This is a genomic window from Nocardioides sp. (assembly GCF_014360585.1).
GTDB lineage: Bacteria > Actinomycetota > Actinomycetes > Propionibacteriales > Nocardioidaceae > Nocardioides.
In genome coordinates, this window is sequence record NZ_JACIXG010000005.1 from 1 (window position 1) to 25455 (window position 25455).

The window sequence follows — 25455 nt, forward strand, 5'->3', positions numbered from 1 at the left end:
GAGACCAACACAGTCCCCTGTCGCGCTCGATAGGACCGTGTTGGTCTCGACACGCTCGGCCGTAGGCGGCCTCGCGGCTCGACCAGCGGGCAGTCACCAGCTCGTGTAGAGAAGGTGCTGGACGAGGAGCGCGGTGAGGAGCTGGAGCGCGAGTCCCGGGCGGCGCCAGCGTTCGGGCAGGAGGGCGCAGCCGAGGATGAGCCAGGGCATGAACGGCAGCCAGATCCGTTCCACCTCGGACCGGCTCATCTGGGAGGCGTCCGCGAGGGCGACCATGAGGACCGCGGCCGCGACCAGGACGACGACCACCCGATCGGCCAGGTTGCGCCGGGCGGCCCACGTGGCACCGAGCCCGGCACCGACGAGCGGCCCGGCGCTGATCGCGAGCGCGCCGAGGTTTCCCCAGGTCCAGTAGGCGCCCGGGCGCTTGTGCGCGATCCCGTCCCAGTAGCGCTCGACCAGGACGGGATAAGCGTCCCACCAGGCGAAGCCGCCGGCTGCGAAGACGAGCACCACCGCGAGCGCCGATGCCACCGCGACCGGGAGCACCCACCAGCCCCGGCCGAGCAAGAGCACGGCGAGAGCGAGCACGCCGGTGAGCGGGAGTCCGTAGGACATCATCACGACGTAGCCGAGGACCAGGCCGGCGAGGACCGCCCACGGCCAGCCCCGACGAGCCCCTGCCCGGCAGGCGAGGGCGAGGCAGCACATCCCCCAGGCCACCGCGACCGCCATCACCGCGTCGGCCGAGACCGCCAGGAACACCGCGCTCGGAGACAGGACCAGGTACGGCGCCGCCGCCCGAGCCGCCTTCTCGTCGCCGAGGACACGGACGGTCGTCATGACCGCCAGCGGCAAGGTCGCGGCGATCACCGTGACGACCAGACCGGCCGCCAGATCACCACCGAGCCCCACCTTCACCAGGAGCACGAAGACGAGCACCATCCCGGGTGGATGCCCGGCGATGTGGACCGGCCAGTTCCCCTCCGGGGCGTCGTACGGGATCCGGGAGACGTACTCACGCAGCAACCCCGGGACGTCGTCGACCGCCCTGGCCGTCTCGAGGTATTCGGTCGGGTTGCCCAGCACCCGCGAGATGCCACCGGGGCCGTCCACCAGCGCCAGTGCCAGCAGCCACACCAGCCCGGCGACGTACGCGACCAGGAGCAGGCGCCGCCAGGGCAGCCGCCTCGCCAGCGGGTCGGCCCAGCGCAGCGACGCGAGCGCGAGCGCCACCGCCGGGAGCGTGCCGATACCCACCTTGACCTGCGGATATCCGTGAAGCGGGGCGAACGTGCCGTCGTCGAGGTGCACCCGTGGCCACACCTGCCAGTCGAAGAGCGGCGGCACGACGATGGCCGCCACGACGATGGCGACCGTGACGACGAGCCCCACCATGGCGGCGCGGTGAGCTGAGGAGTTCACGAGTGCGAGCGTAGGTCCACGACGGCGCGATGACGGCTGACGTACGGGGCCTGTCATCGGACCGTAAGATCTGCGGGCCCCACTGGCGGCGGCACGTTCCTAGAGTCGATCGCATGGCAGAACCCAGCCCCGACACCGCGCCCCACACCGAGCCCGACACCGACCCAGACACCGATCTGGTGCTGCCCTGCCGCGACGAGGCCGCCGCGCTGCGCGAGCTGCTGCCGCGCGTGCCGGCGGGACTCTCCGTGATCGTCGTCGACAACGGCTCGACCGACGGCACCGCCGACGTCGCCCGCGCGCAGGGGGCGCGGGTGGTGTCGGAGTCGCGGCCGGGGTACGGAGCGGCGGTGCACGCCGGGCTGCTGGCTGCCACCGCGCCCTACGTCGTGGTGATGGACGGCGACGGCTCCTTCGATCCCGCGGCCGCGCTGACCCTGGTCGAGACGATCAGGAGTGACGAGGCGGACCTGGCGCTGGGCTGCCGCAGGCCGGTGACTCGCGGCGCCCAGCCGTGGCACGCCAGGATCGGCAACCGGCTGGTGCTGAAGGCGCTGCACCGCCGCACCGGCCTGCGGGTGCGCGACATCGCCCCGTTGCGCGCGGCCCGCCGAGAGGCGCTGCTCGGGCTCGGCGTGGAGGATCGGCGCTCGGGCTACCCGGTCGAGCTCCTCGATCGCGCGGCCCGGGCCGGCTGGCGGGTGCACGAGGTCGACGTCGACTACCACCCCCGGACCGCCGGGACGCGCTCGAAGGTCTCCGGATCCGTGCGGGGCAGCGCCCAAGCGGCGTACGACTTCTGGCGGGTGCTCTCATGACGACGCTGCTCCTCGTCGCCAAGGCACCGGTGCCCGGCCTCGTGAAGACCCGGCTGGCGGCCGACGTCGGCGACGCGGCGGCCACGGCTGTCGCGGCGGCCGCTCTGCTGGACACCGTCGAGGCGTGCACGCTGGCGGTCGGACCGGACCGGTGCCGGCTCGCCCTCTCCGGCGACCTCGCCGACGGGGTCCGGGCGGCCGAGATCCGGGCAGCACTCACCGGGTGGACCATCGCCCCGCAGCACGGCGACGGCCTCGGGGAGCGGCTCGCGAACGCCCACGCCGACGTCACCGGACCAGTCGTGCAGATCGGCATGGACACCCCTCAGGTGACCCCGGCCGGGCTGCTGGCGGTGGCCGGCGGCCTGGACGCGGCCGACGCCGTGCTCGCCCCCGCCGAGGACGGCGGCTGGTGGGCGCTGGCCCTTCGCGACCCCTCCGCCGCCAGCGCGCTGCGCGACGTACCCATGTCCACCCCCCAGACGTACGCAGCCACCCGCTCCGCGCTCGAAGGAATGGGCCTGCGTGTCGCTGCCGGTGAACGGCTGCGCGACGTCGACCACCTCGCCGACATCGCTCCGGTCGCGGCGGCCGCCCCGGGGACACGGTTCGCCGCGGCAGCCGCGAGATCGCCCCGGAGATCGCCGCCGAGATCGCGCGGTCGCCCCGATGACGGCCGTGGCGACGGAGTCGGCGTTCGCGCACGTCTTCGCCAGCGAGCAGTGCCGGGTGGTGAGCATCGACGGCCGGGCGTCGCGACTTCCGGTCGAGGACTGGACCCGCAGCGCCGACGCCGCCGACCTCGCCCTGCTCTCCTACTGCGCCGGGCCGACGGTCGACCTCGGCTGCGGACCCGGCAGGATGACCGCCGCGCTCACCGATCGAGGCCTGCCGTCGCTCGGCGTCGACGTCGTCCCCGGGGCCGTTGCCGAGACGAAGGCACGTGGCGGCCGCGCGGTCTGCCGCGATCTCTTCGAGCCCCTCCCCGGAGAGGGCTGGTGGACCACCGCGCTGCTCGCGGACGGCAACCTCGGGATCGGCGGGGACCCGCTCGCCCTCCTCGCCCGCGTACGCCGGCTGCTGGTGCCGGGTGGCCGAGTGGTCGCCGAGGTGCATCCGCCCGGAACCCCGAGCGGTCCGCTGCTCGCCGAGCTGACCTGCGACTGCGGTGACGCCTCGCGGTTCCCGTGGGCGATCGTCAGCGCAGACGCGATCGGGTCGATCGCCGCCGAGGCCGGACTCGCCGTGAGGCGGCTCGACCCGCTCCCGCATCGCCGAACCCGGGCCCGCCGGTCGGCCTCGGCCCCGCTCACACCCGCCGGAGACCGCTGGGTCGCCGTACTCGTGGAGGACAACGCATGAGAATCCCCTCTGAGGACTCGTTCACCTCGCGCCTGCGCAGCGCCGCGGTCGCCGCACGGGTGGGGCTGTGGCTCGGGATCTGCTTCCTGGTCGCGCTCGCGACCGGGCTGATCAGCCACTACGCCCAGGTCGACCACCAGCCGGTGCCCCTCCCGACGAGCCCGTCGTGGGGCTACCAGGTCACCCAGGGGCTGCATGTCGTCGCGGGCACCGCCGCGATCCCGCTCCTGCTGATCAAGCTGTGGGTCGTCTTCCCCAAGCTCTTCCAGCCGATGCCGCGCCGGGTCCGCGAGGCTCTCCCGACCGCGCTGGAACGCGGTTCGATCGCGATCCTGGTCAGCACCTCGCTGGTCCAGCTCACGACCGGTCTGCTCAACGTCGCGCAGTGGTATCCGTGGGGCTTCAGCTTCCGGAGCACCCACTACGCGCTGGCCTTCGTCGCGGTCGGAGCGCTGCTGGTCCACATCGCGGTGAAGCTCCCGGTCGTACGCGACGCCCTGACCGGGGACGTCGAGGACACCGCCCACGACCGGCCGAACGCACGCCAGTCCGGGCCGGTCAGCCGTCGCGGGGTGCTGGTGCTCGCCGGCACGTCGGCGCTGGCCGCCGCCTTCCTCTACACCGCCGGCACCGTCCCCGGCGTCGGCCGCATCGCGGCCCTGTCCCCGCGGTCACGCCAGCACGGCATCCCGATCAACCGGACGGCCCACTCGGCTGGTGTGGTGGCCGAGGCGAGCAGCTCCGACTACCGCCTCGAGGTCGTCCACGGCACCACGTCCCGGTCCCTGAGCCGTCAGGACCTGGTCGCGATGGAGCAGCGGACCTGCACCCTGCCGATCGCCTGCGTCGAGGGGTGGAGCGCGACGGGCGACTGGGGAGGCGTACGCCTCCGCGACCTGCTCGACCTGGTCGGCGCCCCACCAGGGCGTGAGGTGCGGATCCGGTCGATCCAGACGTTCAGCGCCTCTGCGGACACCGTCCTCCCGCCGAACTTCGCCGACGACGACCGGACTCTGCTGGCGCTCGAGCTCGACGGCGAGACGCTCTCGATGGACCACGGCTACCCGGTGCGGCTGATCGCGCCGAACCGTCCTGGGGTCATGCAGACCAAGTGGGTCTCCCGGATCGAGGTGCTCGGATGAGAGGGGCGCGTGGCGGGCTCATCCTCCTCGGCACGGTCGGGATGGCGTACGGAGCCTGGCTGCTCCTCAGCACACAGGATCTCGGCCAGGTCGTCGAGGTCATGATCTGGCTGGCGGCGGCGGTCGTGATCCACGACGGGATCCTGGCTCCGGCGGTGCTGGCGCTGGGCTGGCTCGGCGGCCGGCTGCTCCCGAGGGCGGTCGCCCGCGGTGCGGTGACGGTGCTGGTGCTGCTCGGTCCGGTGACCCTGGTGGCGATCCCTGTCCTCGGCCGGTTCGGTGCGAAGCCGGACAACCCGACGCTCCTGGACCGCGACTATGTCCAGGGGCTGCTGGTGTTCGCGGTCCTGTGCATGTGCGCCGGTGTCGCCGTCGCGCTCGGCGAACTACGCTCACGACAAACCACCCAGCCGACCGTCGAGGAGGAGTAGACCCATGGCACGCGTGCTCGTGGTCGACGACGACCTCACCGTTCGGGAGGTGCTGGCCTCCTATCTGCGCGCGGGATCGCACGACGTCGTCGAGGTCGGTGACGGCGAGCAGGCGCTGCGCGCGATGAGCGAGCGCCCCGCCGACATCGTCATCCTCGACCTGATGCTGCCGGGCATCGACGGGCTGGAGGTGTGCCGTCGGCTGCGGCTGACGAGCGAGGTGCCGATCATCATGCTCACCGCGCTCGGCAGCGAGGCCGACCGGATCATGGGGCTCGAGCTCGGCGCCGACGACTACGTCGGCAAGCCGTTCAGCCCGCGGGAGCTGGTGCTGCGCGTCGACTCGGTGCTCAAGCGCACCGGCCACTCCGGTGAGGGTGGCGTGGTCTCCGACGGCCTTCTGGTGGTCGATGCCGACCGGCGGGTCGCGACCGACGCCGGGGCGGAGCTGTCGCTGACCACACGCGAGTTCGATCTGCTCCGCTACCTGATCGCCCATCCCGGCAAGGCCTTCACCCGGGAGGACCTGCTCGAGCACGTCTGGGGATGGACGATCGGCGACCGCTCGACGGTCACAGTCCACGTACGCCGGCTGCGGGAGAAGATCGAGTCCGACCCGACCCGGCCGCAACGGCTGGTGACGGTCTGGGGCGTCGGCTACCGCTGGGAGCCCGCGGGCGTGGTCGCATGAGCGAGCGTCAGCGAGCGAACCATCCAAACATCATGCGACCGCGTCCGTATTCTGGCGCTTGCGCTACGGAGGCGGTCGCATGAAGACGGCCGACGCGATCCAGATCGCCCTCGTCGCCGGGGGCGCGGGTCTCGCCGTCGGCCTGGTCGGGCTCGTGGTCGCCTGGCTGACGCGGCGCTGGTCGATCCGCTGGCAGCTCACCCTGGTCGCAGCCGTCGCGGTGCTGACGGTCTTCGGCGGCGTACTCGGGATCGCGTGGCTGATGTTCCTCTCCGGCCACGATCTGCAGGTCCTCACCGTGGTCACCTCGATGGCCGTGGTGGTGGCGATCCTGGTGGCGTTCGTCATCGGCTCTGCGATGGTGCGCTGGTCGGGCGCGGTCCAGCTGCAGGCCCGGGAGATGGCCCTCGGGGGTCATCAGCTGCCCTCGGAGAGCGGGCCGCGCGAGCTCCGGTCGCTGTCGGCCGAGCTCGCCGAGACGCAGCGGCGGCTCGAGGAGGCGAGCGCGCGGGAGGCCCGGCTCGAGGACTCCCGCCGCGAGCTGATCTCCTGGGTCGCCCACGACCTGCGTACGCCGCTGGCCGGGCTGAGGGCGATGGCCGAGGCGCTCGAGGACGGGATCGCGGCCGACCCGCACCGCTACCACCAGCGCATCCGCGTCGAGGTCGAGCGGCTCGCCCGGCTCGTGGACGACCTCTTCGAGCTCTCCCGGATCCAGGCCGGCGCCCTCACCCTGACCCCGGAACCGGTCCTGCTCGGCGACCTGGTCAGCGAGGCGCTGGCCGGCGCCGACCCGGTCGCCCGGGAGCGGCGGATCCGGCTCGGTGGCCAGGTCGAGGACGGTCTCGAGATCACCGCCGACCCCGCCAGCCTGTCCCGCGTCGTCTCCAACCTGCTGATGAACGCCATCCGCCACACCCCCGCCGACGGCACGGTGGAGGTGCACTGCCGGATGACCCCAGGAGACGTACGCAGCGTCGACCTCAGCGTCAGCGACGGCTGTGGCGGCCTGGATCCCGGTGACATGGAGCGCGTCTTCGACCTCGGCTGGCAGGGCACACTCGCCCGCACCCCGACTGCCCCCGAGGGCACCGGCAGCGCCGGCTTCCAGGGCGCCGGCTTCGGCCTCGCCATCGTCAAGGGCCTCGTCGACGCCCACCGCGGCGCGGTCTGGGTCGAGAACCTTCCGACCGCGACCGGCTGCCGGTTCCACGTGCGCCTGCCGGCCTGATCACGCCGGCTCAGTCGACGGCGAGCCCTCCAGCTCCTCGACGAGCAGAAGCCCGCGCTCGGCCCAGGTGATCGCGGCTCGAGCCTGGTCGATCAGGCCGTCGTAGGCGAAGATCTTGTAGCGCACGATCCGGTCCCACTCGCTCGCGTCGTAGTGCTCCAGACGCCGGGCCAGGGTGGGGTGGCTGCGGTCGACGAGCGTGGCGCGGGTGGCCTCGAGCATCGCCAGGTGCTCGGTCCAGTGGTCGCGGAACTGCTTCAGCTCGGCGCGCGCGGCGCCGGGCTCGGCCCACTCCAGGTAGGCCGCCTTGAGGTAGGCGGGCTCCCGCTGCCGGCGGATCTCGATGGGCGAATCCATCCACTCCCGGAAGGCCTTCACCCCGGCCTCGGTGACGGCGTACTCCTTCTTCGTGCCCTTCTTGCCCCATGGCACGACCGCGGACTCGAGCAGGCCGTCGCGCTCCATCCGGTTCAGCTCGGGATAGATCTGCGAGTCGGGCGCGTGCCACACGTGGGCCACCGACTGGCTGAACTGCTTGGAGACGTCGTAGCCGGTCATCGGGCGTGAGGTGAGAAGCGCGAGCAGCGCGAACCTCAGCGACATCGTGACCCCCTCTCCACGTAAAGACCGTGGCCGCGAGCGTACCTGCCTCTTGCCACTAACTATAGAGATAGGTAGTTTGTGACGAGCACAACACCTATCTCCATAGGGAGTTCCCCAAAATGACCACACTGGATTCCCCTCCGGTCACCGCCGCGAGCAAGATCTTCAACTTCCCCCGCAACGCCTGGTACGTCGCGGCCTGGGACCACGAGGTGACCGCGAAGCAGCCGCTCGCCCGCACCGTCGCCGGCCGCCCGCTGGCCCTGTGGCGCAACAGCGACGGCCGTGCGGTCGCGCTCGCCGACGCCTGCTGGCACCGGCTCGCGCCGTTGTCGAAGGGCAAGGTGCTCGGCGACGAGATCCAGTGTCCCTACCACGGCCTGCGCTACAACTCCGCCGGTCGCTGCACGGGGATGCCCGCGCAGGAGACGATCAACCCGAGCGCGATCGTCCCGTCCTACCCGGTGGTCGAGCGCTACCGCTACGTGTGGGTCTGGGTGGGTGACCCCGACCTCGCCGACCCCGACACCGTGCCCGACATGGAGCAGATGGACTCCCCGGAGTGGGCCGGCGACGGCGAGACGATCTACGCGCCGTGCAACTACCAGCTGCTGCTCGACAACCTGATGGACCTCACCCACGAGGAGTTCGTGCACAGCTCGAGCATCGGTCAGGACGAGCTCTCCGAGGCCGAGTTCGAGGTGAGCCACTCCGACCGCGGCGTGACCGTGACCCGCTGGATGCGCGACATCGACGCGCCCCCGTTCTGGCTGAAGAACATGCGGGACAGGTTCCCCGGCTTCGAGGGCAAGGTCGACCGCTGGCAGATCATCCACTTCGAGGCCCCCTCGACGATCCGCATCGACGTCGGCGTCGCCAAGGCCGGCACCGGCGCGCCCGAGGGCGACCGCAGCCAGGGCGTCAACGGCTTCGTGATGAACACGATCACCCCGGAGACCGCGCGCACCTCGCACTACTTCTGGGCCTTCATGCGCAACTACCGCCTGGACAGCCAGACCATCACCACCCAGCTGCGCCAGGGCGTCCACGGCGTCTTCGGCGAGGACGAGGAGATGCTCGCCGCGCAGCAGCAGGCGATCGACGCCAACCCGGACCACGAGTTCTACAGCCTCAACATCGACGCCGGCGGGATGTGGGTACGCCGGATCCTGGACCGCATGCTGCAGGCGGAGGGTCTCCCCGCCGCCGCGGCGAAGTAGGGCGGCGACGATGGCCGTCAACACCCAGACCTGGTGGCAGCAGGGCCGCGTGGCCGAGTGCGACGAGCTCGCCGAGGGCGTACGCCGCATCGTGCTCTGCCCCGACCGCCCCGTCCACGCCGCGCCCGGCACCCATGTCGACCTCCGGCTCGACCTCGACGGGCATGTCCGCAAGCGGTCCTACTCGGTCGTCCGCTCCGAGGACGGTGGCCGCCGGCTCACCATCAGTGTCCAGCTGGCCCCGAGCTCACGCGGCGGGTCGCGTCACATGCACGGACTCTGCGTCGGGGACGTGGTCGAGATGACCGGTCCGGTCCAGAGCTTCCCGCTCGGGGTCGGCGCCGACCGCTACGTGCTCGTCGCCGGCGGCATCGGCATCACCGCCCTGGTGGCGATGGCCGACACCCTGCGCCGCCGCGGCGCCGACTACACGCTCGTCCTGGCCGGCCGTAGCCGACGCGTGATGGCCTACCTCGACCACCTCGTCTACACCCACGGCGACCGGGTCCGGGTGTTCGTCGACGACGAGGACGTACGCCTCGACGTGGAGTCGCTGGTCGGCGAGATCGCCGGCTCCCCCGGGGCGCCGCGGACGGAGATGTACATGTGCGGCCCGATCCGGCTCATGGACGCGATCCGCCGCTCGTGGATGGCCCACGAGCTGCCGGAGCCCAACCTCCGGTTCGAGACCTTCGGCAGCAGCGGCGCCTGGGCGGCCGAGGACTTCGTCGTGCATCTCCCCCAGCTCGACCGCTCGGTCCGCGTCGGCAAGGACAGCTCCATGCTCGACGCGCTCGAGGACGCCGGGGTCGACGTGATGTGGGACTGCCGCAAGGGCGAGTGCGGGATCTGCCAGGTCAAGGTCCTCGACGTCGACGGCCGGATCGACCACCGCGACGTCTTCCTGAGCCAACAGCAGAAGGAGGCGTACACGTCCTTGTGCCTGTGCGTCGCCCGAGCCGCCCGTGGCGAGTCGGAGCCGGGCTCGGCCGACCCCGCCGCCGTCACCCTCCACCTCCCGTGAAACCCCACACCGAAAGAGACCCGAGATGAACCTTCGTGCGCGCATAGACGCTGCCGCGATGACCCCGTACCAGTGGATGGTCGTCGCGCTCTGCGTCCTGCTGAACTGTCTGGACGGATTCGACGTGATGGCCATGGCCTTCACCGCCTCCTCGCTGTCCGAGGACTTCTCGCTGAGCGGCTCGGAGCTCGGTGTGCTGCTGAGCGCCGGCCTGGTCGGCATGGCGGTCGGCTCGCTGGCGCTGGCTCCGATCGCCGACGTCATCGGACGCCGGCCGCTGATCCTGATCAGCGTCGGCCTCGCGACCGTCGGCATGCTGCTCTCCGCGGCCGCCCCGACCGCCGTCCTGCTCGGCCTCGCCCGCGTGGTCACCGGGCTCGGGGTCGGCGGCATCCTGGCCAGCACCAACGTGATCGCGAGCGAGTACGCCTCGGCGCGCTGGCGCGGCCTGGCGATCGGCCTCTACACGGCCGGCTACGGCATCGGCGCCACCCTCGGTGGCGTGGCCGCCCGCGCCATGCTGACCGACCTCGGCTGGCGCAGCGTCTTCGTCGCCGGCGGTGTCGCGACCGGGGCCGCGCTGGTTCTCCTGCTCGTGCTGCTGCCCGAGTCGGTCGACTTCCTGGTCCAGCGCCGCCCGCGCCAGGCCGTCGAGCGGATCAACCGGATCCTCGGACGCCTCGGCCACCCGGCGGTCACCGCGGAGACGCTGGCGGCGACGCCGCGGGCGACGACCCGGCATCGCAGCGGCAACCCCGGCGTACTCCTGAGTGCTGACCTGCGCCGCTCCACCCTGCTCATCTGGGTGGCGTTCCTGGCCACGATGTTCGGCTTCTACTTCGTCAACAGCTGGACCCCGCAGCTGCTGGTGACCTCGGGGCTCTCGGAGGCGGACGCGGTCACCGCCGGCATGATGCTGGCGCTGGGCGGCACGGCCGGCTCGGTGCTCTACGGTGTCGTCGCCTCCCGGCTGGACAGCCGCCTGGTCCTGATCGGCTTCACCGTGCTGTCAGCGGTGACCATGGTCGTCTTCATCACCAGCACCGCGCTGCTCACCGTCGCGCTGGTCATCGGCGTCGTCGTCGGCGCACTCATCAACGGCTGCATCGCCGGCCTCTACACGATCACCCCGGCCGTCTACGGCGCCGAGATCCGCAGCACCGGCATGGGCTGGGCGATCGGCATCGGCCGCATCGGGGCGATCCTGTCGCCGATGCTCGCCGGGCGCCTGCTCGACTCCTCGTGGACCCCGGTCAACCTGTACGTCGGCGCCGCCGTCGTCGTCGCGATCTCGGCCGTCGCGCTGGTCTTCCTGCGCACCGGTCAGATCGCGCGCACCGCTCCTGACATGGCCTCGGCCTAGCTGCGGGGAGCCGGCCCGTCCCGGGTGCAACCGGGACGGGCCGGCAATTTCCGGCAACACCCGCGACGCGGAGATCGAGTTCATCGAGGTCGCCGTCGGGCGCCAGCCCGGTCTGCTCCGCGACGGCTGCTGATCCCTCACGCGGCAAGCAGGTTCCCCGGCGTACGGTGGAGGTGATCGGATCCGTTCTCGTGGAGGTATCCCATGTCCCGTCGTGCAACCGCTGCCACCCTCGCCGCCTGTGGCCTGCTGACTCTCGCCGCGTGCGGCGAGGGGGCAGACTCCGGCTCGAACGACCGCAACGAGGTGAGCGCGAAGCTCGTCGATCCCGATGGCAAGAAGGTCGGCACCGTCGAGGTCGAGGAGGACGACGGGGCCACCCAGATCAACGTCCGGGTGAGCGGCCTGTCGGCCGGCTACCACGGCTTCCACGTGCACACGACCGGCAAGTGCGAGGCCGACAGCGCGGCGCCCGACGACCCGTCGAAGACCGGTGACTTCCTCTCCGCCGGCGGTCACCTCAACCCCGATGACAGTGCCCACGGCGAACACCTCGGCGACCTGCCCTCGCTCCTCGTGAACGCGGACGGCACCGCCGACCTGGAGTTCACCGGCCCCTTCACGCTCGACGACCTCCGGGACGCGGACGGCAGCGCGGTGATGATCCACTCCGGCCCGGACAACTACGCCAACGTCCCGGAGCGGTACGCCCCCGAGGGCCCGGACGAGGACACCACCAAGACCGGCGACGCCGGTGACCGGATCGCCTGTGCCGTCATCGAGGCCGGCTGACCGTCTGCACCGCAGCGGGCCAGACCCAGCGCGCAGCCGTAGTCATGCATGGTCAGGCAGTCGCGCGGAACGAGGTCTCGTACTCCTGCGCCGGCATCCGATCATGCACACAGTTGGCCTCGATAGAGGTCCGGTTCAGCGGGTAAGTCGAGCCACGCTGGCCCAACTGTGTGCGACGTCCGCAACGCAGCGTCGGGTATCGCTCGCGGCGGCAGGCCGCACACAGGCATCTAGTCAGCTGAGCTGAAGTCGTCGAGGACCGCTTCGACGACCAGTCGCGCCTCGGCGACCGCGGGCAGGTCATGGTCATCCAAGGCGCCGGCCATCTGGCTCAGTGCCTTCCAGAGAGCCCACCCTCGCCCTCTGGCCCAGGTCGGGTCGTCGATGCCGAGCCGATCACGCAGGAGCCGACGACTCGAGGGAGTGAGGAGTGTCCAAGCGATCGCCAGGTCGCACGACGGGTCACCGACCCCGCAGGTGCCGAAGTCGATGACGGCGGCGAGCCTGCCGCCGTCGAGCAGCAGGTTCCCTGCGGCGAGATCACCGTGGAACCACACCTCCACGCCATCCCAGCGCGCCGCGAGGGCGTCCGCCCAGGCCGCGGAGGCCACGTCCACGTCGAGGTGACCTTCGAGATCGACGAGGGCGCTCCGGGCGGTCTCGTCGTAGGTGCGCAAGGTGGCGCCGCGATACCAGTTGTGGATGCCGGGTTGTGGTCCGCCGGTGGCGTCGATTCTGCGCAAGGCTCCGAGGAAGTCGGCCAGGTCCTCGGAGAGCTCGGTCGGGTCGGGCACGGTGCTGCGGTCGGCGCACTCACCCCGGAGCCAGTTGTAGATCGACCAGCGGAAGGGATAACCGGCCCCAGGATCGCCCAGCCCCAGTGGAGCGGGGATCGGGACGGGCAGCTGCGGGGCCAGTTCCGGCAACCACTGGTGCTCCTTCTCAACGGCGAGTGCGTACTCGGCCGCGCTCGGCAGCCGCAGGAGCATGTCGTCTCCGAGGTGGAAGGTGAAGTTGTCCCATCCGCCATGGCGCACCGGCTCGACCGGAAGATGCGCCCACTGTGGAAACTGCTCGGCGACGAGACGGCGCACGGTGTCGATCTCGACGATCAGGCGCTTTGGCAGGGGGCCGAGATCCGGCACCTCTTCGTTCGGAACATCGGCGGCAGGGCGCATGGCTTGCAGGCTACTGAGCAGTCCAGGTTGATCGCCAGGAAATAGAACGACATTCACCCCCGCTCCCCGCAGACTGGGGCGATGACCACCGACCTCACCTCGACCGACATGGCCCACCTGCGACGTTGCCTCGAGCTGGCGGCGGAGGCGCTCGCGGACGGTGATGGACCGTTCGGGTCCGTCCTGGCCGACAGCGCCGGCAATGTGCTCCACGAAGGCCGCAACCGGGAGACGTCGACGGGCGACCCGACGGCGCACCCCGAGTTCGCGCTCGCCCGCTGGGCCGCGATGAACCTCGACCCGGAGGCGTGTGCCGGCGCGACCGTCTACACCTCCGGCGAGCACTGCCCGATGTGCTCGGCGGCGCAGGGCTGGGCGGGGGTGGGCCGAGTCGTCTACATCGCCTCCTCGAAGCAGCTGACGCAGTGGCGGGCCGGCTGGGGAGCGGGTGAGTCGTCGGTGCGAGCGCTGCCGATCCAGGAGGTCGCGCCCGCGATCGACGTCGTCGGGCCCGTCCCCGAGCTGGTCGAGGAGATCCGCGCGCTCCACCGGACCGCCGCGGGGGCCTGAGCGCCCCGCCTCGTGTAACGGCAAACACACTCTTCTTGCATTGACTGCAACTTGCACTCACTGCAAGAATAATCCGGTGCCCTCCTCCACCCCGCCTCCGAACGCCCGCGCGCGTCAGAAGCGGGAGCGTCGGCTGGCGCTGATCGAGGCCGCTCAGCGACTGGTCGGCGAGCGGGGTCTCGACGACGTCACCGTGGAGGAGATCAGCTCGGCGGCAGGGTTGTCGCCGCGTACGTTCTTCAACTACTTCGACTCCAAGGACGACGCCGTCCTCGGCATCCAGGAGATCGAGCTCGATGCCGAGGTGCGCGCACAGTTCGTCGCCGGCGGGCCGTCGGGGCGGCTGATGACCGACCTGGAGACGCTGGTCGCCGGCTTCCTCACCAACGCCGACCCCAACATCGAGCAGGGCGAGCGGGCGATGCGACTGATGGTCTCCGAGCCCCGCCTCGTCCAACGACACATCGCCTGGCACCAGCGCGTCATCGGCGAGCTCGAGGAGCTGCTCGGCGAGCGACGCAAGGCGCGGCCCTCGCCCGTCGACGACGACACGATCGGGATGGTGGCCGGGCTGCTGATGCGGGCGAGCGCGCTCGCCTGGGCACGCTCGGGCTACGAGGGCGACGCGGTCGCCCATCTGCCCGAGGCGGTCGCTCAGCTCCGCCTGCTGCTCGACGACTAGCCGCCTCAACCTCTCGGGACTTCGTACGTCACACGGGACCCGTGTGTCGCCACCTCGTCAACACCTCTTCTCTTCAACACCTGCCTGGAAGGTTCCGCTCATGAGTCATACGGTCGCGCCCGACGCGCCCGACAAGCCGCTGGTCGTGCTGACGCCACGTACGATCTGGCTGATCTTCGGGGCCCTGATGGCCTCGATGTTCCTCTCCTCCCTCGACCAGACGATCGTGAGCACCGCGATGCCGACGATCGTCGGGGAGCTCGACGGGGTCGAGCACCAGGGATGGGTGATCACGTCGTACATCATGGCGATCGCGATCGTGATGCCGTTGTACGGGAAGTTCGGTGACCTGTGGGGTCGTCGCTGGCCGTTCCTGGTCGCCGTCACGCTGTTCACGCTCGGCTCGCTCTTCGGCGGGATGGCTCAGACGTTCCCCGAGCTGGTCGCCGCCCGCGGTCTCCAGGGGCTCGGTGGTGGCGGGTTGATGATCCTGTCGCAGGCGATCATCGCCGACATCGTGCCGGCCTCCGAGCGCGGCAAGTACATGGGTCCGATGGGGGCGCTCTTCGGTATCTCCGCGGTCATCGGGCCGCTCCTCGGCGGCTGGCTCACCGCCGGTCCGGGCTGGCGCTGGACCTTCTGGATCAACGTACCGATCGGCATCATCGCGTTCGCAGTGGCCTGGTTCGCGCTGCGGCTGCCCTCGCACCGCTCCAGGCGGCCGGTCGACTGGCTGGGGATCATGTTCATGGTGCTCTCCACCTGCGGCATAGTGCTGCTGACCTCGTGGGAGTCGCTCGGCCACGACGGCTACGACTGGTCCTCGCCGCAGCTGCTCGGGCTGCTCGTCGGCACCTTGGCCTCGGTGGCCGCCTTCATCGTCGCCGAGACCCTCGCCCCCGAGCCGCTGATCCCGCTGCGCCTCTTCAAGAACCCCACCTTCACCGTGACCACGCTGATCGGTCTGGTGCTCGGGATGGGCATGTTCTCGGCGATGGCGATGCTGCCGACCTTCCTGCAGATGTCGACCGGTGCCTCGATCACCGGCTCGGGGCTGCTGATGCTGCCGATGATGGCCGGCATGATGTTGACCGCGATCGGCTCCGGGATCGCGATCTCGAAGACGGGTCGCTACAAGATCTTCCCGATCGTCGGTCTGACCGTCACCGCGGCCGGGATCGCCTGGATGACGACGATCTCGGGCGACATGTCGATGGTCGTCTTCGGGCTGATGATCTTCGTGCTCGGCGCCGGGATGGGCCTGGTCATGCAGACCATCGTCCTGGCCGTCCAGAACGCGGTCGACCCGCACGAGCTCGGCACCGCGACCTCGGCGAACAACTTCTTCCGGGAGATCGGTGCGACCGTCGGCACCGCGCTGTTCACGACGGTCTTCACCACCCGGCTGAGCGACAACTTCGAGGGGCTGGCGGCGAAGATGGAGGCCTCGGGGCTGATGCCGGCCGACGGGTCCGGGTTCTCCGGTGGAAGCCTCACCCCTGCCGCTGTCGAGAGGCTGCCGGAGCCGCTCCACAGCTGGGTCGTCAACGCCTTCACCGAGGCGCTCGCACCGGCGTTCTGGTATCTCGTGCCGCTGGTCCTCCTCGGGCTCGTGCTCGCGCTGTTCCTCAAGGAGGTCAAGCTCTCCGACGAGGCCGGCATGGTCGCGCGCGGGGAGGCGGTCGCCGGCTGAGGCTTCCTTGACGGTCGCCGTGGCAGCGGGCATTCTCCTGTCACCGCGAGCGTCTACTCGAGGGACGGGCGCAGCTCTCGGAAAGGCATGCCATGCCCGCTCGCGCCCTGCCCGTCTCGATCGCCACGGCGGCCGCTCTCCTCGTGAGCACGCTGCTCGGCGTCGCCCCGGCTGCGGCGGCGCCCGCGCCGGCCGAGGACATCGTCGTGGAGACGCTCTCCAACCGGGCCGACCTGGTCTTCGACGGCAACGCCCTCGTGCGGATCACGCTGCCGGACGACGCCGACCCGGACGACCTGCGGGTGTGGCTCGATGACACCCGCCACTCGTCCACCCGCAAAGGTGACCGTGACGTCACCGCCGCCTTCGCGGAGCGGCCCAACGGCGAGATCGAGGGCGTCGTACGCGGCCTGCGGGTCGGGACCAACGAGCTGACCGCACGTCTTCGGGACGGTCGCGGGGCCTGGCTCACGATCACCAACCACCCGCGCGGCGGACCGATCTTCTCCGGACCGCAGCTGCAGCCGTGGCGCTGCCAGCCGACCGCGACGGACGAGCAGTGCAACCAGGAGCCGGCGATCAGCTGGCTCTACAAGTCCACCAACGCGCTGCTCGACGGGTTGCAGCCCTACGACCCCGCGAGCCCTCCTCGTGACGTCGCCACCACGACCACCGACGAGGGCGTGACGGTGCCGTTCGTCGTCCGCGTCGAGACCGGCTACCAGAACCGCGACCAGTATCGGATCGCCGTGCTCTGGCAGCCCGGCGAGCCGTGGCGGCGCTGGAGCCCGCAGCAGCAGTGGAACAACAAGCTGTTCATCCCGCACGGTGGCAGCTGCGGGGTCGACCATCAGGTGGGCGAGGCGCCGACCAAGGACTATGCCGGCACCTTCGACCTCGGCATCCCCGTCGTCGCGGACGCGTTCGGGGACAGCCCAACCGTCGCCCTCGGGCGTGGCTTCGCGATGCTCTCGACCGCGCTGGCCAACACAGGCCACAACTGCAACGTGACCTCCGCCGCCGAGTCGCTGATGATGGCCAAGGAGCACCTCGTCGAGACGTACGGCGACCTGCGCTACACGATCGGCAGCGGCTGCTCCGGCGGCTCGATCGCGCAGCAGACGATCGCGAACGCCTACCCGGGGATCTACCAGGGCCTGGTCGTCACCTGCTCCTACCCCGACTCGCTCTCGCCGGGGCTGCAGTTCTCCGACTACCACCTGCTCCGCAAGTACTTCGAGAGCTCCGAGCGGCTCACCGACGGCAAGTTCTGGAACCCGCTGCAGTGGGCGGCGGTCGAGGGACACCTGCTGCCGGTCAACGCGGTCGTCGCCGACGAGGGCCTGTTCAAGCAGGCGGTCATGCCGACGCACCCGTGCGCCGGGGTCAGCGACCAGGAGCGGTACGACGCGAAGGACAACCCCGGCGGCGTACGCTGCTCGATCATCGACGGCGCCATCAACGTCTTCGGCCCGCGGCCGGAGAGCGTGTGGACGCCCCAGGAGAAGCAGATCGGGCGTGGCTTCGCGGCCTCGCCGCTCGACAACACCGGGGTTCAGTACGGCCTCGAGGCGCTCCGCACCGGGACGATCACCCCGGAGCAGTTCGTCGACGTCAACGAGAAGGTCGGCGGGCTCGACATCGACGTCCAGCCGCGGGCGCAGCGCTCGGTCGGCGACCCGGCCGCGCTCACCAACGCCTACCGCAGCGGCATGATCAACACCGCCAGCAACCTGTCCGAGGTGGCGATCATCGACCACGGCGGCCCCGACCCCGGTCTCGCGCACGACGCGCGCTGGGCGTGGGCGATGCGCGACCGGATGACCCGGGAGCAGGGCCACGCCGACAACCAGGTGATCTGGTACGGCGTGACCCCGATGATCGGCGACCCGAGCTACTCCAAGGAGGCGCTGCTGGCGATGGACCGGTGGCTGGCCTCGGTCGAGGCCGACGAGCGTGACGTACCGCTGGCGGACAAGGTGGTTCAGGACCGCCCCGGCGACCTGCACGACCGGTGCACCCAGACGCAGGGCGTCTCCAGCGAGGACGGTCTCTTCCTCCCGGTCGCCGACCCGCTCGTGGACGATCTGACCGGCGGCGTGCTCGACGGTCTGAACGGCGCCCTCAACCCGGTCCTGGATCCCGCGCTCAACCTCGTCGTCGACCCGGTCTCGGACGTGGTGTGCGGGCTCGGACCGGTCAGCGACCTGGTCAAGACCGACTTCGCGACGCCGCGGATCGTGGCCGGCGACAACAACTACTCCGACAACGCCAAGTGTCACCTGAAGCCGCTGCGTCGCACCGACGACTACGGCGCGTTCGGCCTGACCGACGCCCAGTGGGCACGCCTGCAGAGGGCGTTCCCGAGCGGGGTGTGCGACCACAGCAAGCCGGGCGTCGGGTTCTCGGAGACCGTGCCGTGGTTGACCTATCAGCGGGCCGACGGCTCTGTCGTCTACGGCGGTACGCCGATGGGTGCGGCACCACGCTCGGCGCCGTTCGGAGGCGCGACCGACGAATAAGACCAGCAGCCCTTCATGGTCGCCGGCGATGCAGGACCGGCTCATCCGCGAGGGCGACGCCCTCACCCCGGAGAACCCGTACGCCGTCCACACCCGGGAGTCGAGCCACCTCGGCTGGCTCGTCCACCCGGCGCCGGCCGCGGAGCTCCTCGCGGAGATCGCGGCCGGCTGACCGGGCCTGTCTACCAGGGCACAGGGCCGTTCGCGTCGAAGAACGTCCCCGACGGAGCCTCGTCGGGCAGGGTCGCGGCCCGGTGGACGACCTCGGCGGCCTGGTCTGCCGTGGTGGGTGCGTTGTCCCGGCTGATCGGGGTCAGATCGGTCTGCACGAAACCCGGGCAGATCGAGGTGACCTTGATGGCGGTGTCTGCAAGAGCCTTCGCCAGCGCGATGGTGACGCTGTTCAGCGCCGCCTTGGAGGACTGGTAGGCAGGCACGACCGTGCCGTAGTACGGCGACTCCGGATCGGTCTGGTCGGCCATCGACCCCATCGTCGAGGTCACGTTGACGATGCGGGCCGCCTCGCTCTTGCGGAGGAGCGGCAGGAACGCCTCCAGGACGGCGACCGCGCCGAGCACGTTGGTCTCGTAGGTGGTGCGGAACATCTCGAGGTCGACGACCTCGGCCGGCTCGGCGTTGGTCGCCTCCGGGAGGACGCCGGCGTTGTTGACCAGCATGTCGAGGTGGCCGTGGGCCGCGGCGACAGCGTCCGCGGCACGCTGCACGCTGTCTCGGTCGGTGACGTCCACCTGAAGCGCCGAGGCCGAGTGGCCGGCCGCGGCGAGCCGGTCCACGTGCGCTTGGAGATCCTCGGGACGGCGTGCGGTCAGGATGACGTGTGCACCGCTCTGGGCGAGGCGGCGGGCGGTGGCCTCACCGATCCCGCGGCTGGCTCCGGTGACAAGGGCGACCTTCATCTGCTTCCCATCGTTCGAATTGGTTGTTCCGTGAACCATTCAACGGACTGCGGGCCGGTAGTTCCGGCGGTAATCGGACGTCACAGAGGCTCTCTGTCCACGAAGTAGGTCATCTGTCCAGGACTATTGACCGAGTGAGATCGAGCAGGCATCCTCCTGTTATGAGGCACGTCACATGGAGGACCACCGGGGCTGTCACGTTGCTGGCGGCCGCCACCCTCGGAATCACGACGTTGCCGCCGCCGACCTCGGCGAGCGGCGCCGACACGACGTACGCCTCGACGGCGCGCGCCAACCAAGGAGCCGGCGACTATCTCGTCGGCCGCGGCATCGCCGACGTCACCGGCGAGGTGGCCGAGGCCGGGATGATGGGGTACGCCGATCTCGGCCAGGTCAGCAGCGGGCTGCACATGCGCCAGCGCGCCCGTGCGTTCGTGATCGGTGACCCGGAGTCGGACGAGCGCGTGGTCCACGTCCTCGCCGACGCGGGGATGATCTTCCAGAGCGTCCGCGACGCCGTCCTCGCCAAGCTCGAGCAGCGCTTCGGAGACACCTACACCGAGCGCAACGTGATGCTCACCGCGACCCACACCCACGCGGCGCCGGGCGGCTACTCGCACCACACGCTCTACAACATCACCACCCTGGGCTACCACGGGAAGACCTTCCGCGCCCTCGTCGACGGGATCGTCACCTCCATCGAGCGGGCCGACGCCGACCTCGCGCCGGCCGAGCTGAGCGTGTCGACCAGCGAGCTCACCAACGCCAACGTCAACCGCTCGAAGACCGCGTTCGACCGCAACCCGGAGGCGGACAAGGCCCACTTCCCCGGTGGCGTCGACACCCGAAGCACCACCCTTCAGGTGCGCCGCGACGCCCCCGACGGGTCGACCAGCCTGGACGGGATCATCAACTGGTTCCCGGTCCACGCGACGAGCATGTCGACCGACAACACCCTGGTGAGCCCCGACAACAAGGGCTATGCCGAGTACGCCTGGGAGCGGCTCGCGCGAGGCGTCGACTATGTCGAGGACAGCCGCGACCCCGGCTTCGTGGCCTCCTTCGCGCAGACCAACGCCGGCGACATGTCGCCGAACCTCAACCTGCGGCCCTCCGACGGCCCGACCACCGACCAGTTCGAGAACACCCGGATCATCGGCACCAGGACGTACGACGCCGCCCGCCGCGGGCTCGGTGACGACCGGTCGCTGGCCGGAGGCGTCGACTCCCGGATCGTGTACGTCGACTTCGCGAACACCGCGGTGCGCCGCGAGTTCACGCCGGACGGGAAGCCGCACAGCACCTGTCCGGCCGCGCTCGGCGCGTCGTTCGCCGCTGGCAGCACCGAGGACGGTGGTGGCGGGCTGCCGATCTTCAAGGAGGGCAAGGACGGCGGCAACCCCGCGGTCGCGACGATCTCCGAGGCGCTCTACACCGCCAGCCCGGCGCTGCGGGCGTGCCAGGCGCCGAAGGAGATCCTGCTCCCGGTCGGGGCGCTCGACATGGTGCAGCAGAAGCTGCCGGTGCAGCTGGTCCGGATCGGCGACCTCTACCTCGTCGGGGTCCCGGCCGAGGTGACCGTGGTGTCCGGCCTGCGGCTGCGTCGCGCCGTCGCCGAGGCGGTCGGCACGGACCTCGACAACGTGCTGGTGCAGGGCTACACCAACGCCTACGCGCACTACCTGACCACGCCGGAGGAGTACGACGCCAAGGAGTACGAGGGCGCCTCGACGCTCTTCGGGCGCTACGAGCTCCCGGCGTTCATGCAGACCGTGGCCGATCTGGGTGCCGCGATGCGCACCGGGGTCGACGTCCCGCTCGGGGCCAAGGAGCGCGACCGCAGCGCCCTCCAGCTCCCCTCGCCGCAGGGCGCTGTGGTGGCCGATGCGCCGCCGATCGCCAAGAAGTACGGCGACGTGCTGACCGCGCCGGCTGCGACGTACCGGCCCGGCGACCAGGTGAGCGTGACGTTCGCCGGCGCGCACCCCAACAACGATCCGCACCACGAGGGCAGCTACCTGACCGTGGAGCGGCGCGTCTCGACGAGCTCGGCCGCCGAGCCACGCTGGCAGCGGGTCGCCGACGACAGCGACTGGTCGACGAAGCTCCACTGGGCACGCTACGGCGTCGCCGCGTCGAAGGTGACGATCACCTGGGACGTACCGGACGGCGTGGAGCCCGGGAGCTACCGGATCCGCTACTTCGGTGACGCCCGGAGCCTGCTGGGGAACGTCCGCGCGATCAGCGGCACCAGCCCGACGTTCACGGTGGTCGACTGATGCGCGCCGTGACAGCGATGGTCGCGGCGGCGTGTGCCATCGCCGCGATCGCAGGCCCCGGTACGGCGCCGGCATCGGCATCCGCCGGTGAAGACCTGGCGAGGCCTGCCCGGACCGGCCTGAGCATCCTGACCCACAACGTCGCGATGCTGCCGGCGATCGCCGGCGGCAAGGCCAACGCCACCAGGGCGGAGCTGATCGCGGGGGCCGACTATGTCCGCGGCCACGACGTCGTGGTGCTCCAGGAGGCGTTCGACAACGGCCCCTCCGACACCCTGAAGTCGCGCCTGGCCAGCCGGTATCCCCATCAGACGCCGGTCCTCGGCCGCTCCCGCTCGGGCTGGGACGAGACGCTGGGGTCCTACTCCGCGCTCACCCCCGAGGACGGCGGCGTGACGATCCTCAGCCGGTGGCCGATCACCCATCGCACGCAGTACGTATACGCCGACGGCTGCGACGCCGACTGGTTCTCCAACAAGGGCTTCGTCTACACCCGCCTCGACGTCGGCGGCCGCCCGGTGCACGTGGTCGGCACCCATGCGCAGGCCGAGGCCGCGCTGTGCTCGGACGCAGCCGCGACCCGAAAGCGGCAGTTCACCGAGCTCGACGGCTTCCTCGACGGACTGCGGATCCCGGCCGACGAGCCGATCGTGATCGCCGGCGACCTCAACGTGATCAAGGCTTCCCCGGAGTACGACGCGATGCTGTCCACGCTGGACGCCACCGCCCCGTCGTACGCCGGTCACCCCTACACCTGGGACCCGGAGACCAACCCGCTGGCGTCCTCGGGCGGGCGCGAGCACCTGGACTACGTCCTGTTCCGGCGCGGCCACATGCAGCCTCGGGGGTGGACCAACACCACCCTGACGCCGACCTCGCCGCCCTGGAGCGCGGGCGGGACGACCTACACCGACTACGCCGACCACTACCCGGTCAGGGGAGGGATCTCGTGAGCTGGCAGAACTGGGCAGGCACCGAGCGGGTCACGCCTGCGCGCGTGGTCGCACCCGCGACGACCGACGAGGTGGCGGCCGCCGTCAAGGCGGCCGTCGGCGACGAGCTGCCGGTGCGGATGATCGGATCCGGGCACTCGTTCACGGGGGCGGCGGTCGCCCCGGGCGTACAGCTGGTTCCGGACCGGCTCGACGGCGTGCACTCGGTCGACCGCGAGTCGGGCCTGGTGACGGTCGCCGCGGGCATCCCGCTGCACCGGCTCAACCCGATCCTCGCCCGGCACGGCCTGGCGATGGAGATCCTCGGCGACATCGACCGGCAGACGCTGGCGGGCGCGATCTCGACCGGCACGCACGGAAGCGGTGCGGAGTTCGGCAGCATCTCGACGCAGGTACGCGGCCTCGAGCTGGTGCTCGCCGACGGGTCGGTCGTGGAGTGCTCGGCGACCGAGCGGCCGGAGCTGTTCGAGGCCGCGCGGGTCTCGTTCGGCGCGCTCGGCGTGATCACCAAGGTGACGCTGCAGTGCGTGCCGCTCTACGCGCTGCGCGCCATCGACGCGGCGGCGCCGCTCGAGGACGTGCTCGACGGCGTCGACGAGCTGGTGGCTGACAACGACCACTTCGAGTTCTTCTGGTTCCCGCACACGACGACGGCGCTGACCCGGCGGTTCCAGCGGCTGCCCGGCGACACCGAGCTGCGTCCGATGAGCCGGCTGACTCGTACGGTCGACGACCGGATCGTCACCAACATCGGCTTCGAGGCGATGCTGCGGGCCGGCACCCGGTTCCCGCGCCTGGTCCCCGGGATCACCCGGTTCGTGACCAAGGCGCTCTCCGCGCGGGACTTCACCGACCTGGCGCCCAACGTGTTCGCGTCGGAACGGAACGTACGTTTCCGCGAGGGCGAGTACTTCGTGCCGCGCGACACCCTCGTCCCGGCGCTGCGCGAGCTGAAGCGGTGGGTCGACACCCACGATGAGCCGGTCTCGTTCCCGTTCGAGGTCCGGTTCGTACGCCACGACGACATCTGGCTCTCGCCGGCCTACCAGCGGGACTCGGCCGTCGTCGCCTTCCACCAGTACCACCGGATGCCGCACGAACGCTGGTTCGGCGTCTGTGAGGACGTCCTCGGTGCCGCCGGCGGCCGGCCGCACTGGGGCAAGATGCACCGGCTCGACGCGTCGGCGATGCGTGAGCGCTATCCCCGCTTCGGCGACTTCGTCGCGCTCCGCGACCACCTCGACCCCGCCGGGGTCTTTGCCAACCCCTACCTGGACCGCGTGCTCGGCCCAGCCCCGGAGGCCCGACGATGACCCTGACCCAGCCCGGCGGCCCCGCCCGAACTCCGTGGGTGGACCTGCTCGCCGCGACCGAGCACCTGGACCCGCCGTTCGCCGTCCTCGACGTGGCGGCGGTGCGCACGAACGCGCACCAGCTGGTGCGCCGTGCCGCCGGGAAGCCGATCCGGGTGGCCAGCAAGTCGATCCGAGTGCGCTCGGTGATCCGGGATGCCCTGGATGTCCCCGGGATGTCCGGCATCCTCGCCTTCACCCTGCCCGAGGCGCTCTGGCTCGCCGAGGAGCACGAGGACGTGGTCGTGGGCTACCCGACCACGCACCGTGAGGCGCTCCGGCGGCTGGCCGAGGACGACGAGCTCGCCTCCCGGGTCACCCTGATGGTCGACAGCCCCGACCACCTCGACCTGACGGCCGCGATCGTCGGCCCCGACGGTCCGCCGATCCGGATCTGCTTGGAGCTCGACGTCTCGCTCCGGCTCGCCGGCGGCCGGGTCCACCTGGGCGCTCGTCGTTCGCCGGTGCACGCACCGGAGGAGGCCGCCGCGCTGGCGCGCAAGGTCGCCGCCCACCCACGCTTCGAGCTGGTCGGCCTGATGGGTTACGAGGGCCAGATCGCGGGGATCGGCGACAACCAGCCCGGCCTGCGCAGGTTCGCGGTCCGGGAGATGCAGCGGCGGTCGGCCGCCGAGCTCGCCGAGCGTCGCGCCGACGCGGTCGCCGCTGTTCGGAGCGTCGCGCCGTTGGCGTTCGTCAACGGAGGTGGCACCGGCAGCCTCGAGCTCACCGCAGCCGAGCCGGCGGTCACCGAGGTGGCGGCCGGCTCCGGCCTGTTCGCACCCCGCCTGTTCGACTTCTACACCCGCTTCCGGCCCCAGCCCGCGGCGTACTTCGTGCTCTCGGTCGTACGCCGCCCCTCCCCCCAGCACGCCACCGTGCTCGGCGGCGGGTGGATCGCGTCGGGCGCCGCCGGGAAGGACCGGCTGCCGACGCCGGTGTGGCCGCCGGACCTGTCGCTCGTCGACCAGGAGGGTGCCGGTGAGGTGCAGACGCCGCTGGCGGGGCCGCGGGTCGATGACCTCGGCCTCGGTGACCACGTCTGGTTCCGGCACACCAAGGCCGGCGAGCTCTGCGAGCATGTCGACGAGATCGTCCTCGTCGAGGGCGCCCGGGTCGTCGACGTGGTCCCCACCTATCGCGGCGAGGGGAAGACCTTCCTCTGAGAAGTCCTCGTCCGTCGGTCGAGCCGCGAGCGCCAGCGAGC

Annotated in this window: 23 protein-coding genes and 1 pseudogene; 20 read left to right on the plus strand and 4 right to left on the minus strand. The window is 71.0% G+C overall.

Going from position 1 to position 25455, the window contains the following annotated elements; translation table 11 throughout:
* Nucleotides 1-93: 93 nt before the first annotated feature.
* On the minus strand, nt 94-1425 hold the full coding sequence (locus tag H5T77_RS02765) for a hypothetical protein (protein WP_292644736.1): 1332 nt from the start codon (nt 1423-1425) through the stop codon (nt 94-96).
* A gap of 113 nt (nt 1426-1538) precedes the next feature.
* Between H5T77_RS02765 and H5T77_RS02770 the strand changes: the two genes are divergently transcribed.
* The 7 genes and pseudogenes from H5T77_RS02770 to H5T77_RS02800 all read left to right on the plus strand — a co-directional run bounded on the left by H5T77_RS02770 (nt 1539) and on the right by H5T77_RS02800 (nt 7100).
* Nucleotides 1539-2243 (plus strand): glycosyltransferase family 2 protein, encoded by a 705-nt coding sequence (locus H5T77_RS02770; protein ID WP_292644739.1) that lies wholly within the window; start codon nt 1539-1541, stop codon nt 2241-2243.
* Nucleotides 2240-2659, plus strand: a pseudogene (locus H5T77_RS25615) (TIGR04282 family arsenosugar biosynthesis glycosyltransferase); the annotation flags it as partial. The gene H5T77_RS02770 and the pseudogene H5T77_RS25615, both read left to right, overlap by 4 nt.
* A gap of 253 nt (nt 2660-2912) precedes the next feature.
* On the plus strand, nt 2913-3605 hold the full coding sequence (locus H5T77_RS02780; RefSeq protein WP_292644744.1) for a methyltransferase domain-containing protein: 693 nt from the start codon (nt 2913-2915) through the stop codon (nt 3603-3605).
* On the plus strand, nt 3602-4747 hold the full coding sequence (locus tag H5T77_RS02785; RefSeq protein WP_292644746.1) for a molybdopterin-dependent oxidoreductase: 1146 nt from the start codon (nt 3602-3604) through the stop codon (nt 4745-4747). The genes H5T77_RS02780 and H5T77_RS02785 overlap by 4 nt, the downstream gene beginning before the upstream one ends.
* Entirely contained in the window at nt 4744-5178 is a 435-nt protein-coding gene (locus tag H5T77_RS02790; protein WP_292644749.1) for a hypothetical protein, read from the plus strand. The genes H5T77_RS02785 and H5T77_RS02790 overlap by 4 nt, the downstream gene beginning before the upstream one ends.
* Nucleotides 5179-5182: 4 nt before the next feature.
* Complete coding sequence (locus H5T77_RS02795; protein ID WP_292644752.1) at nt 5183-5869, plus strand: response regulator transcription factor; 687 nt, start codon at nt 5183-5185, stop codon at nt 5867-5869.
* A gap of 79 nt (nt 5870-5948) precedes the next feature.
* Nucleotides 5949-7100: a sensor histidine kinase gene (locus tag H5T77_RS02800; protein ID WP_292644754.1), complete on the plus strand. Its 1152-nt coding sequence runs from the start codon at nt 5949-5951 to the stop codon at nt 7098-7100.
* On the opposite strand, the gene H5T77_RS02805 is transcribed toward H5T77_RS02800, so the two are convergent.
* A complete protein-coding gene (locus H5T77_RS02805; RefSeq protein ID WP_292644756.1) occupies nt 7101-7703 on the minus strand; it encodes a PadR family transcriptional regulator in 603 nt (200 codons plus the stop codon).
* 119 nt (nt 7704-7822) lie between these two features.
* On the opposite strand from H5T77_RS02805, the gene H5T77_RS02810 reads away from it, so the two are divergent.
* From H5T77_RS02810 to H5T77_RS02825, 4 genes are all read left to right on the plus strand, one after another.
* A complete protein-coding gene (locus H5T77_RS02810) occupies nt 7823-8923 on the plus strand; it encodes an aromatic ring-hydroxylating dioxygenase subunit alpha (protein ID WP_292644757.1) in 1101 nt (366 codons plus the stop codon).
* A 10-nt stretch (nt 8924-8933) separates the two neighbouring features.
* On the plus strand, nt 8934-9947 hold the full coding sequence (locus H5T77_RS02815) for a PDR/VanB family oxidoreductase (RefSeq protein ID WP_292644758.1): 1014 nt from the start codon (nt 8934-8936) through the stop codon (nt 9945-9947).
* 58 nt (nt 9948-10005) lie between these two features.
* On the plus strand, nt 10006-11310 hold the full coding sequence (locus H5T77_RS02820; protein WP_292644760.1) for an MFS transporter: 1305 nt from the start codon (nt 10006-10008) through the stop codon (nt 11308-11310).
* Nucleotides 11311-11514: 204 nt separating this feature from the next.
* Nucleotides 11515-12102: a superoxide dismutase family protein gene (locus tag H5T77_RS02825; protein ID WP_292644761.1), complete on the plus strand. Its 588-nt coding sequence runs from the start codon at nt 11515-11517 to the stop codon at nt 12100-12102.
* 230 nt (nt 12103-12332) lie between these two features.
* On the opposite strand, the gene H5T77_RS02830 is transcribed toward H5T77_RS02825, so the two are convergent.
* Nucleotides 12333-13280 carry an aminoglycoside phosphotransferase family protein gene (locus tag H5T77_RS02830; RefSeq protein ID WP_292644763.1) on the minus strand — a complete coding sequence of 316 codons (948 nt, stop codon included), beginning with the start codon at nt 13278-13280 and terminating at the stop codon, nt 12333-12335.
* Between the two features lie 81 nt (nt 13281-13361).
* Between H5T77_RS02830 and H5T77_RS02835 the strand changes: the two genes are divergently transcribed.
* From H5T77_RS02835 to H5T77_RS02855, 5 genes are all read left to right on the plus strand, one after another.
* Nucleotides 13362-13850 (plus strand): nucleoside deaminase, encoded by a 489-nt coding sequence (locus tag H5T77_RS02835; protein WP_292644766.1) that lies wholly within the window; start codon nt 13362-13364, stop codon nt 13848-13850.
* Between the two features lie 76 nt (nt 13851-13926).
* Nucleotides 13927-14532 carry a TetR/AcrR family transcriptional regulator gene (locus H5T77_RS02840; protein ID WP_292644769.1) on the plus strand — a complete coding sequence of 202 codons (606 nt, stop codon included), beginning with the start codon at nt 13927-13929 and terminating at the stop codon, nt 14530-14532.
* Nucleotides 14533-14632: 100 nt separating this feature from the next.
* Nucleotides 14633-16225 (plus strand): MDR family MFS transporter, encoded by a 1593-nt coding sequence (locus tag H5T77_RS02845; RefSeq protein ID WP_292644770.1) that lies wholly within the window; start codon nt 14633-14635, stop codon nt 16223-16225.
* 92 nt (nt 16226-16317) lie between these two features.
* Complete coding sequence (locus H5T77_RS02850; RefSeq protein WP_292644772.1) at nt 16318-18747, plus strand: DUF6351 family protein; 2430 nt, start codon at nt 16318-16320, stop codon at nt 18745-18747.
* Between the two features lie 28 nt (nt 18748-18775).
* Nucleotides 18776-18919, plus strand: a complete 144-nt coding sequence (locus H5T77_RS02855) for a hypothetical protein (protein WP_292644773.1) — start codon at nt 18776-18778, stop codon at nt 18917-18919.
* A gap of 10 nt (nt 18920-18929) precedes the next feature.
* Here H5T77_RS02855 and H5T77_RS02860 read toward each other — a convergent pair whose 3' ends face one another.
* Nucleotides 18930-19664 carry an SDR family NAD(P)-dependent oxidoreductase gene (locus tag H5T77_RS02860; protein ID WP_292644775.1) on the minus strand — a complete coding sequence of 245 codons (735 nt, stop codon included), beginning with the start codon at nt 19662-19664 and terminating at the stop codon, nt 18930-18932.
* Between the two features lie 161 nt (nt 19665-19825).
* Between H5T77_RS02860 and H5T77_RS02865 the strand changes: the two genes are divergently transcribed.
* The 4 genes from H5T77_RS02865 to H5T77_RS02880 are packed head-to-tail and all read left to right on the plus strand — an operon-like array spanning nt 19826 to nt 25414.
* The gene (locus tag H5T77_RS02865; RefSeq protein WP_292644776.1) at nt 19826-21943 is read left to right on the plus strand and encodes a neutral/alkaline ceramidase; all 2118 of its coding nucleotides are present in this window, start codon (nt 19826-19828) and stop codon (nt 21941-21943) included.
* Complete coding sequence (gene sph, locus H5T77_RS02870) at nt 21943-22896, plus strand: sphingomyelin phosphodiesterase (RefSeq protein ID WP_292644777.1); 954 nt, start codon at nt 21943-21945, stop codon at nt 22894-22896. The genes H5T77_RS02865 and sph overlap by 1 nt, the downstream gene beginning before the upstream one ends.
* A complete protein-coding gene (locus tag H5T77_RS02875) occupies nt 22893-24209 on the plus strand; it encodes a D-arabinono-1,4-lactone oxidase (protein WP_292644779.1) in 1317 nt (438 codons plus the stop codon). Before sph ends, H5T77_RS02875 begins: the two co-directional genes overlap by 4 nt.
* Nucleotides 24206-25414, plus strand: a complete 1209-nt coding sequence (locus H5T77_RS02880) for an amino acid deaminase/aldolase (RefSeq protein WP_292644780.1) — start codon at nt 24206-24208, stop codon at nt 25412-25414. Before H5T77_RS02875 ends, H5T77_RS02880 begins: the two co-directional genes overlap by 4 nt.
* The last annotated feature ends 41 nt before the right edge of the window (nt 25415-25455 follow it).

What these genes read in the sequence shown, in the direction of transcription:
- H5T77_RS02770 (WP_292644739.1), top strand. Translation starts at nt 1,539, where the DNA reads ATGGCAGAACCCAGCCCCGACACCGCGCCCCACACCGAGCCCGACACC.
- H5T77_RS02780 (WP_292644744.1), top strand. Translation starts at nt 2,913, where the DNA reads ATGACGGCCGTGGCGACGGAGTCGGCGTTCGCGCACGTCTTCGCCAGC.
- H5T77_RS02785 (WP_292644746.1), top strand. Translation starts at nt 3,602, where the DNA reads ATGAGAATCCCCTCTGAGGACTCGTTCACCTCGCGCCTGCGCAGCGCC.
- H5T77_RS02790 (WP_292644749.1), top strand. Translation starts at nt 4,744, where the DNA reads ATGAGAGGGGCGCGTGGCGGGCTCATCCTCCTCGGCACGGTCGGGATG.
- H5T77_RS02795 (WP_292644752.1), top strand. Translation starts at nt 5,183, where the DNA reads ATGGCACGCGTGCTCGTGGTCGACGACGACCTCACCGTTCGGGAGGTG.
- H5T77_RS02800 (WP_292644754.1), top strand. Translation starts at nt 5,949, where the DNA reads ATGAAGACGGCCGACGCGATCCAGATCGCCCTCGTCGCCGGGGGCGCG.
- H5T77_RS02805 (WP_292644756.1), bottom strand. Translation starts at nt 7,703, where the DNA reads ATGTCGCTGAGGTTCGCGCTGCTCGCGCTTCTCACCTCACGCCCGATG.
- H5T77_RS02810 (WP_292644757.1), top strand. Translation starts at nt 7,823, where the DNA reads ATGACCACACTGGATTCCCCTCCGGTCACCGCCGCGAGCAAGATCTTC.
- H5T77_RS02815 (WP_292644758.1), top strand. Translation starts at nt 8,934, where the DNA reads ATGGCCGTCAACACCCAGACCTGGTGGCAGCAGGGCCGCGTGGCCGAG.
- H5T77_RS02820 (WP_292644760.1), top strand. Translation starts at nt 10,006, where the DNA reads ATGACCCCGTACCAGTGGATGGTCGTCGCGCTCTGCGTCCTGCTGAAC.
- H5T77_RS02825 (WP_292644761.1), top strand. Translation starts at nt 11,515, where the DNA reads ATGTCCCGTCGTGCAACCGCTGCCACCCTCGCCGCCTGTGGCCTGCTG.
- H5T77_RS02830 (WP_292644763.1), bottom strand. Translation starts at nt 13,280, where the DNA reads ATGCGCCCTGCCGCCGATGTTCCGAACGAAGAGGTGCCGGATCTCGGC.
- H5T77_RS02835 (WP_292644766.1), top strand. Translation starts at nt 13,362, where the DNA reads ATGACCACCGACCTCACCTCGACCGACATGGCCCACCTGCGACGTTGC.
- H5T77_RS02845 (WP_292644770.1), top strand. Translation starts at nt 14,633, where the DNA reads ATGAGTCATACGGTCGCGCCCGACGCGCCCGACAAGCCGCTGGTCGTG.
- H5T77_RS02850 (WP_292644772.1), top strand. Translation starts at nt 16,318, where the DNA reads ATGCCCGCTCGCGCCCTGCCCGTCTCGATCGCCACGGCGGCCGCTCTC.
- H5T77_RS02855 (WP_292644773.1), top strand. Translation starts at nt 18,776, where the DNA reads ATGCAGGACCGGCTCATCCGCGAGGGCGACGCCCTCACCCCGGAGAAC.
- H5T77_RS02860 (WP_292644775.1), bottom strand. Translation starts at nt 19,664, where the DNA reads ATGAAGGTCGCCCTTGTCACCGGAGCCAGCCGCGGGATCGGTGAGGCC.
- H5T77_RS02865 (WP_292644776.1), top strand. Translation starts at nt 19,826, where the DNA reads ATGAGGCACGTCACATGGAGGACCACCGGGGCTGTCACGTTGCTGGCG.
- sph (WP_292644777.1), top strand. Translation starts at nt 21,943, where the DNA reads ATGCGCGCCGTGACAGCGATGGTCGCGGCGGCGTGTGCCATCGCCGCG.
- H5T77_RS02880 (WP_292644780.1), top strand. Translation starts at nt 24,206, where the DNA reads ATGACCCTGACCCAGCCCGGCGGCCCCGCCCGAACTCCGTGGGTGGAC.